General features: G+C 68.5%; 2 protein-coding genes. Both read left to right on the top strand.

The window, feature by feature from the left end; genetic code table 11:
• Positions 1–804, top strand: an 804-nt coding sequence (locus ACWGIU_RS36595) for a ParA family protein (RefSeq protein WP_453712390.1), incomplete at its 5' end; no start/stop codon positions are given.
• On the top strand, positions 801–1,874 hold the full coding sequence (locus ACWGIU_RS36590; protein ID WP_453712389.1) for a ParB/RepB/Spo0J family partition protein: 1,074 nt from the start codon (positions 801–803) through the stop codon (positions 1,872–1,874). The genes ACWGIU_RS36595 and ACWGIU_RS36590, both read left to right, overlap by 4 nt.
• The last annotated feature ends 180 nt before the right edge of the window (positions 1,875–2,054 follow it).

Genomic DNA, 2,054 nt, shown 5'->3' with positions numbered 1-2,054 from the left:
GTATCCGCCGGTCTTGCCCAGGCACTTGCGGAAGACCCGACTGCCCTCGGCGCCGCAGCCGGGGCGGAGATCGGCGGTCTGCGGGTCCTCCTCGTCGACTACGACCCGCAGGGGCACCTCACGCACCAGCTCGGCCTCACCGCGATCCCCGCCGGCGAGGAAAGCCTCATCACGCACATGCTGCACCGGGAGCAGGCCAAGCAGTCGCTCCTCGACCTGACCATCGCCATAGACGGTGACCGGTTCGGCGGTCGGCTCCGGATCCTGCCCGCCGCGTTCGACGCATTCCTCCTGGACTCGGGACTCACCGTCTTCCGAGGCCCCCGCCACGCCGCTCTCGAGCGGGCCCTCACCTCCCTCGAGGAACACTTCGACGTCATCGTCGTGGACTCGCCCCCCAGCCTCGGCCTCGCCATGGACGCCGCCCTCAACTACGGACGCCAGCGCGACGACGAGAAGCCGGGCGCCTCCGGCCTCGTCATCCCCGTCGAAGCCGAGGACACCTCCGCCCAGGCATACGGGATGCTCATCCAGCAGATCGACTCCCTTTCCCGGGACTTCGACATTGCCATCGAACAGCTGGGCCTGGTCGTCAACAAGTTCGACAGCCGGCGCGGGTACATCGCGACGTCTTCGCTCGACAAGTGGAAGTCCCTGGGCACTCCCCCGGTCCTGGCTGTGGTGCCCGATGTGAAGGAGCAGCGCGAGGCGGTCCGTAAGCAGCGCCCGCTGCTGGACTACGCGCCTGATTGTGAGCAGTCGCACCAGATGCGGCAGATCGCCCGAGGGGTGAAGACGCCATGAGCAAGGCGGACATGCTGGGGGACTCCCCCACTTTCAACGCGGTCGCCCAGCCCATGAGCAGCCGCGCGGCTTCGTTCGCGAGGTTCTCGGGTCAGGACGGCCCCGCCGCCGAACAGACCGTCACCGGCCAGAGCGGGACTCTGCGCGTTGCGGTGGACACCTTGGCCCACAACCCGTACAACCCGCGCGAGGAACTCAAGTCCGTCGACGACCTCGCTGACAGCCTCACGGCACGAGGTGTCATCCAGCCTCTTACCGTCGTCACCCGTCAGGCCTTTCTTACTGCCCACCCCGGCCACGAGGATGGGCTGGGAGAGGCTGCCTACGTCGTCGTCGACGGGAACCGTCGCCTGGCGGCGTCGAACCTCGCCGGCCTGGATGACGTTCCCGTCCATGTCGACGACTCCCTCGCCCAGGACGCCGACACCCTTCTGGAGACGGCTCTCACCGCGGCCGTCCAGCACGAGAACCTCGACCCTCTGGACGAGGCGAAGGCTCTCCAACGGCTCGTCCACGTCCACGGGTCCCAGCGGGCTGTCGCCAGGGCTCTGGGCAAGTCCAGTCCGTGGGTCACTCAGCGCCTCGCGCTCCTGAAGCTCACTCCGGAGCTCCAGGGTGCTGTGGAGGACCGCAGCCTCCCGGTGGAGATCGCCCGTAACGTCGGCCAGCTCCCCGCACAGCAGCAGCAGAGCGCCGCGGAGGAAGCCCTGGCCAAGAGGGCGGCTGCCAAACAGCGGAAGCAGGCCAGCGCCGCGGGTGCTAACGCCGTTAGCACTCCTCCCGCTGCCGAACCGCGCCAGGAGACCGCAACAAGTGCTAACGCCGTTAGCACCCCTCCTCCCGCTCCCGTAGAAGACACCAGCGACAGTTCGCACTTCGAGGCGGGGCCTGACGACCAGGCCCCCGCCGATCCGGCAGTGGATGAGCCTCACCTCGTCGACATCCTCAAGCTGCCCCGCGTGCCATGGCACGACGGGAACGGAGTTGCCGATCTGATCTTCGAGAAGATGGATGAGGCTCAGCGCGAGGTTCTCCTTGAGCGGCTCCTCGCCGCCCAGGGTGACGGGTAGCCCTTCCTCGAGCACACGGTGCGGAGCCCGCCTGGCCATGTGGCCGGGCGGGCTCGCTGCGTTACCGGGGGTGGGGGGGTAACGGCGGTTGGACCCCCCCCCGGCCGAGGTGGTGGGGTGCCAGCGTGCCTTGTGTGATGTGCTGTCGCTGCCGGACGTTACCCGGGGCGGGGGAGACTG

The sequence above is a fragment of the Streptomyces sp. NPDC054840 genome (genome assembly GCF_053611065.1).
This window is presented reverse-complemented; position numbering and strand designations above follow the sequence as displayed.